5 protein-coding genes are annotated in these 5,451 nt (G+C 63.8%); 3 read left to right on the top strand and 2 right to left on the bottom strand.

The genetic code is table 11. The annotated features are described in order from the left end of the window. Positions 1 to 211 precede the first annotated feature (211 nt). The 3 genes from CH256_RS04595 to clpX all read left to right on the top strand — a co-directional run bounded on the left by CH256_RS04595 (position 212) and on the right by clpX (position 3,129). A complete protein-coding gene (locus CH256_RS04595; RefSeq protein WP_082898933.1) occupies positions 212 to 862 on the top strand; it encodes an ATP-dependent Clp protease proteolytic subunit in 651 nt (216 codons plus the stop codon). Between the two features lie 47 nt (positions 863 to 909). Beyond that, positions 910 to 1,551 (top strand): ATP-dependent Clp protease proteolytic subunit, encoded by a 642-nt coding sequence (locus CH256_RS04590; protein WP_008715342.1) that lies wholly within the window; start codon positions 910 to 912, stop codon positions 1,549 to 1,551. A gap of 297 nt (positions 1,552 to 1,848) precedes the next feature. Next, positions 1,849 to 3,129, top strand: a complete 1,281-nt coding sequence (clpX, locus tag CH256_RS04585; protein ID WP_032394600.1) for an ATP-dependent Clp protease ATP-binding subunit ClpX — start codon at positions 1,849 to 1,851, stop codon at positions 3,127 to 3,129. Positions 3,130 to 3,208: 79 nt separating this feature from the next. Here clpX and CH256_RS04580 read toward each other — a convergent pair whose 3' ends face one another. Both CH256_RS04580 and CH256_RS04575 read right to left on the bottom strand, forming a co-directional pair. Further along, positions 3,209 to 4,021 (bottom strand): N-acyl homoserine lactonase family protein, encoded by an 813-nt coding sequence (locus tag CH256_RS04580; protein ID WP_256989364.1) that lies wholly within the window; start codon positions 4,019 to 4,021, stop codon positions 3,209 to 3,211. Between the two features lie 8 nt (positions 4,022 to 4,029). Further along, positions 4,030 to 5,388 (bottom strand): MFS transporter, encoded by a 1,359-nt coding sequence (locus CH256_RS04575; protein ID WP_068052529.1) that lies wholly within the window; start codon positions 5,386 to 5,388, stop codon positions 4,030 to 4,032. Positions 5,389 to 5,451 lie beyond the last annotated feature (63 nt).

The following is a 5,451-nucleotide window of genomic DNA, read 5'->3' as shown; positions in this document are numbered from 1 at the left end:
TAGAGCGCGTCAACGTGACCGACACCACCGGCGCGACCGTCGACACCGCAGAGCTGTTCGGCAGCCCCGCCGATGCTCCCGACGAGGTCGAAGCAGCAGATTCTTCCGAGGGCGAACAAGAGAAGTAACGCTCACAGCGAACGACGGCGGTTCCGGGACTCCGGAGCCGCCGTCTTTCGTTAGTGTCTGTGTCAGGAACCAACGATTTGTTATGGAAAAGGCAGGTACCGTGACTGTTCAGAATCCGGCGGCTTCGCACCAGCAGAGTCCCGTCATGACTTCGGCTGCAGCAGGGCTGAATCTCAGCGACTCCGTGTACGAGCGTCTGCTTCAAAACCGCATCATTTTCCTCGGTACCCAGGTCGACGACGACATCGCCAACAAGTTGTGCGCTCAGATCCTGCTGCTTTCGGCCGAGGACCCCACTCGCGACATCGCGCTGTACATCAACTCGCCCGGTGGCTCGGTCACCGCGGGTATGGCCATTTTCGACACGATGGAATTCGCCGAGTGCGACATCGCGACCTACGGAATGGGTCTGGCGGCCTCGATGGGTCAGTTCCTGCTCTCGGCCGGTGCCAAGGGCAAGCGCTACGCCCTGCCGCACGCGCGCATCATGATGCACCAGCCCTCGGCCGGTATCGGCGGCAGCGCCTCCGACATCGCCATCATGGCCGAGCAGTTCGCGCACACCAAGCGCGAGATGGCAGAGCTGATCGCCCTGCACACGGGTCAGACCGTCGAGCAGATCACCGAAGACTCCGATCGTGACCGCTGGTTCACGGCGCAGGCCGCCAAGGAATACGGGTTCGTGGATCACGTCGTCAGCCGTGCGCGGCAGGCCGGCGGAATCGGCGAGTAATTCGGCCGCTCCCGGCGACCCTCGATCACTTACATCTTGGAGAAACGATGACAAACCTGTTCGACCCCAATCAGCTGCCGTCCTCCCGATACATCCTGCCCTCCTTCGTCGAGCACTCCAGCTACGGCGTGAAGGAATCGAACCCGTACAACAAGCTGTTCGAGGAGCGCATCATCTTCCTCGGCGTCCAGGTCGACGACGCGTCCGCCAACGACGTCATGGCGCAGCTGCTGGTGCTCGAGGGCCTCGATCCCGATCGAGACATCACGATGTACATCAACTCGCCCGGTGGATCGTTCACTTCGCTGATGGCGATCTACGACACGATGCAGTACGTCCGTGCCGATGTCGCGACCGTCTGCCTCGGCCAGGCTGCGTCTGCCGCGGCCGTCCTGCTCGCCGCCGGCACTCCCGGTAAGCGTGCAGCACTGCCCAACGCACGCGTGCTGATTCATCAGCCGTCGAGCGGTGGAATTCAGGGCCAGGTGTCCGACCTGGAGATCCAGGCCGCCGAGATCGAGCGCATGCGTCGACTCATGGAGACCACCCTCGGCCGCCACACCGGCAAGGATCCCGACGTCATCCGCAAGGACACCGATCGCGACAAGATCCTCACCGCGGAACAGGCCAAGGACTACGGGATCATCGACACCGTGTTCGAGTACCGCAAGCTCTCTGCCCAGAAGTAGCAGAGCGACCACCACCGGTCGGACCGTGTAGGTCCGGCAGAAGAATCCGACGCCGGGTGTGAGTGCAGAACTCCACCCGGCGGTCGCGATCGGCGACCCGAATGGCGCAATCGGTGAAATCGGGTGGCGAATCACCGGAAACAACCCGCCCATGTTCGGCGAACACGGGTACCGTCGCATCCAAGAACTCGGTCGACCGAAGTCGGCATGACGACAGACCGAGAAGTAGCCCACGAAGGTTTCGGCCACACCCGGTCGGCGTGGGTCGTACGCGGACAAGGAAGTAGGAACCTCCGAATGGCACGCATCGGTGACGGTGGCGATCTGCTGAAGTGCTCCTTCTGCGGCAAGAGCCAGAAGCAGGTCAAGAAGCTCATCGCTGGACCAGGGGTGTACATCTGCGACGAGTGCATCGACCTGTGCAACGAGATCATCGAAGAGGAGTTGGCCGAATCGAGCGAAGTCAAGCTCGACGACCTCCCCAAGCCCTCCGAGATCAAGGACTTTCTCGAGAACTACGTGATCGGTCAGGACGCTGCCAAGCGCACATTGGCCGTTGCGGTCTACAACCACTACAAGCGCATCCAGGCCGGTGACAAGGCGCGCGACGTGCGCGGCGAATCCGTCGAACTGGCGAAGTCGAACATCCTGATGCTCGGACCGACGGGGTGCGGAAAGACGTACCTCGCGCAGACCCTGGCGAAGATGCTCAACGTGCCGTTCGCCATCGCCGACGCCACCGCCCTGACCGAGGCCGGATACGTGGGCGAGGATGTCGAGAACATCCTGCTCAAATTGATCCAGGCCGCGGACTACGACGTCAAGCGCGCCGAGACCGGCATCATCTACATCGACGAGGTCGACAAGATCGCTCGCAAGAGCGAGAACCCGTCGATCACGCGCGACGTGTCCGGCGAAGGCGTGCAGCAGGCGCTGCTCAAGATCCTGGAAGGAACACAGGCCAGCGTGCCGCCGCAGGGCGGTCGTAAGCATCCGCATCAGGAGTTCATCCAGATCGACACCACCAACGTGCTCTTCATCGTGGCCGGTGCGTTCGCCGGACTGGAGAAGATCGTGTCCGATCGGGTCGGCAAGCGCGGGCTCGGCTTCGGAGCCGAGGTTCGCTCCAAGGCCGAGATCGACACCCAGGATCACTTCGCCGAGGTCATGCCCGAGGATCTGATCAAGTTCGGTCTGATCCCCGAGTTCATCGGTCGACTGCCGATGATCGCGTCGGTGACGAATCTGGACAAGGAATCGCTCGTGACGATTCTGTCGGAGCCGAAGAATGCGTTGGTCAAGCAGTACCGACGCCTGTTCGACATGGACGGCGTCGAGCTCGAGTTCACCACCGAGGCCCTCGAAGCAATTGCCGACCAGGCGATTCTCCGTGGAACCGGTGCCCGTGGACTGCGCGCCATCATGGAGGAAGTTCTGCTGCCGGTGATGTACGACATCCCGAGCCGCGACGACGTCGAGAAGGTCGTCGTGACTGCCGAGACGGTGAACGACAACGTGCTGCCGACCATCGTGCCGCGCAAGCCCGAGCGTCCGGAGCGCCGCGACAAGTCCGCCTGATACGGCCGATCGAACTGCTGGACAACGACGAATCCCCGACCTCATCCGCGAGGTCGGGGATTTTTCGTTCTCGTCGTGGTCAGCCGATGATCACGGCGTGCGCACCGGGGGCGGCGGTCACGGCGGGAAATCGGCTCGATACCAGCGGGTCGTGGCCGGGTACGAAAATGCCGGGGTCGGCGGCGAGCTCACGGATTCGATCGAAGGCTCCGTACATGTCCGGCAGCGCGTGCAGGATCGCGAACGGGCTGTCGTCCTCGATGTTCTCGTAGAAATGACTGGCGTCCGAGGCCAACACCACCGGGCCGCGGTCGGTGTGCACTCTGACCACTTGCATGCCTGCGGTGTGTCCGCCGACGGCGTGTACCGACAGCCCTGGGAACAGGTCGATATCGCCGTCGACGAGGTCGAGCCGGGTGCCGCGATCGGCGGTTCGGATGTGTTCGGTGTCGGCCTGCGAGTGCAGCCACCGTTCTCGGGTGATGCGGGCGGCCCACGGCCCGGTCCAGTATTCGAGTTCTCTGCGCTGCACCACGTATCGCGAAGACGGGAGATCCGCGACGACCCCGGTGTGGTCGTAGTGCAGGTGGGTCAGGATGCAGGTGTCGATGTGATCCGGTGTCAGCCCCAGTTCGCCGAGCAGTTCGATGGGTGACCCGTGATAGTCGAGCCCGTCCTTCGATTCGGCTGTGGACCGGGACATTCCGGCGTCGATCAACACCGTGCTGGTCTTCGAGACAGCGAGCCACACGTAGTAGGCCACCGTCTGGCTTTCGGTGCTGCGCTCGTCGCGTTGGTGAAAGAGAGTGCTGCGCAATGCCGTTCGAGTGGCATACTGCAGGGCGAGCACCGTCCAGGTGCCTGCCGCTGCAGGTCGAAGTGCGTCGATCACGATCTCGATCAGACCGACGCGGCGCGTGCGCTGTCGGTGGTGCGAGTCCGAAGACCGAGCTCGTCGGTGGGGGTACGGAAGGTCTCCTTCGACGTGGCGACGATGACGACGTTGATGGTGCAGAAGACCGCGGTGACGATCGCGACGGGTAGCCACGCGCCGACCTCGGCTCCGGCGATCGCTCCTGCGATGGTCGGCGCGAATCCTGCGATGGCGAAGCCGATCTGGGTTCCCAGTGCGGTTCCGGTCAGGCGAACCCGGGCTGGGAACATCTCACCGTAGAACGAGGGCCAGACGCCGCCGGTGGCGCTGTGCACGAAGCCGAACATCACGATGCCGAAGACGAAGATGAGGACGTAGTTGCCGCTCGAGATCGACCACAGGTAGCCGAACATCAGGATCGCGCAGCCGATGGAGCCGAACAGAAACACCGGCTTGCGGCCGATGCGATCCGACAGGGCACCGAAGAATGGCAATGCGAAGAGGGCGACGACGTTGGCAAGAACGCCCACCCACAGCATCGGGGTGCGCTCGAGGCCGACGGTGTTGACGGCGTAGGACAGCGCGTAGACGGTGAAGATGGTGCTGACGGAGGCGATGACAGCGGCGAGCATCACGCGAAGAACGGCCGAGCGATGGTTGCTGAGCAATTCGGCGACGGGCAGGCGCTGCGGTTCGGTGGACGCAACTTCTTCCTCGAAGACCGGGGTCTCGTCGAGCGATCGGCGGATGACGAAGGCGGCTACGACGACGAAAGCGCTGAGGAAGAACGGGATTCGCCAGCCCCAGCTGAGCAGTGCTTCCTCGGGGAGCATGGCGACGGGCAGGAACACTGCGGTGGCGAGAATCTGTCCGCCCTGGGTGCCGCTGAGGGTGAAGCTGGTGAAGAATGCGCGCCTGTCGTCCGGGGCGTGTTCGAGCGTCATCGAGTTGGCCCCGGCTTGCTCACCGCCGGCCGAGAATCCCTGGCACAGGCGAAGCAGCACCAGGATGATGGGCGCGGCGATGCCGATGGATTCGTACGAGGGCAGGACGCCGACGCCGAGGGTCGCGATACCCATCAGCAGGACGGTGGCGACCATGACCTTCTTGCGTCCGTAGCGATCACCGATGTGGCCGAGGACCAGCGCGCCGAGCGGCCGTGCGAGGTATCCGACGCCGAAGGTGGCCAGGGCCAGCAGGGTTCCGGTCGCCGGGTTGGACCCTGGGAAGAACACGCGGCCGAAGACGAGTGCGGCTGCAGTGCCGTAGATGAAGAAGTCGTAGTACTCGAGGGCGCTGCCGACCCATGCGGCGGTCGCCGCTTTGCGCGGGTTCGCCCCGGGGCGAAGCGGCGTCGGGTGGGAGCCAGGGGTGTGCGAATCCATCGTTCTCGTGTCTCTCTTCGTGAGGCGGGGGAGCTCGGGCGCTGGTCGACGACGCATTCTCGG

The organism is Rhodococcus sp. 05-2254-6 (assembly GCF_002258565.1).
GTDB lineage: Bacteria > Actinomycetota > Actinomycetes > Mycobacteriales > Mycobacteriaceae > Rhodococcoides.
Note: the sequence above shows the minus strand (reverse complement) of the source record. Positions and strands in the feature narration are given on the sequence as shown.

Coding starts and splice junctions, on each gene's coding strand:
- CH256_RS04575 (WP_068052529.1), bottom strand. CDS start 5,388: ATGGATTCGCACACCCCTGGCTCCCACCCGACGCCGCTTCGCCCCGGG.
- clpX (WP_032394600.1), top strand. CDS start 1,849: ATGGCACGCATCGGTGACGGTGGCGATCTGCTGAAGTGCTCCTTCTGC.
- CH256_RS04595 (WP_082898933.1), top strand. CDS start 212: ATGGAAAAGGCAGGTACCGTGACTGTTCAGAATCCGGCGGCTTCGCAC.
- CH256_RS04590 (WP_008715342.1), top strand. CDS start 910: ATGACAAACCTGTTCGACCCCAATCAGCTGCCGTCCTCCCGATACATC.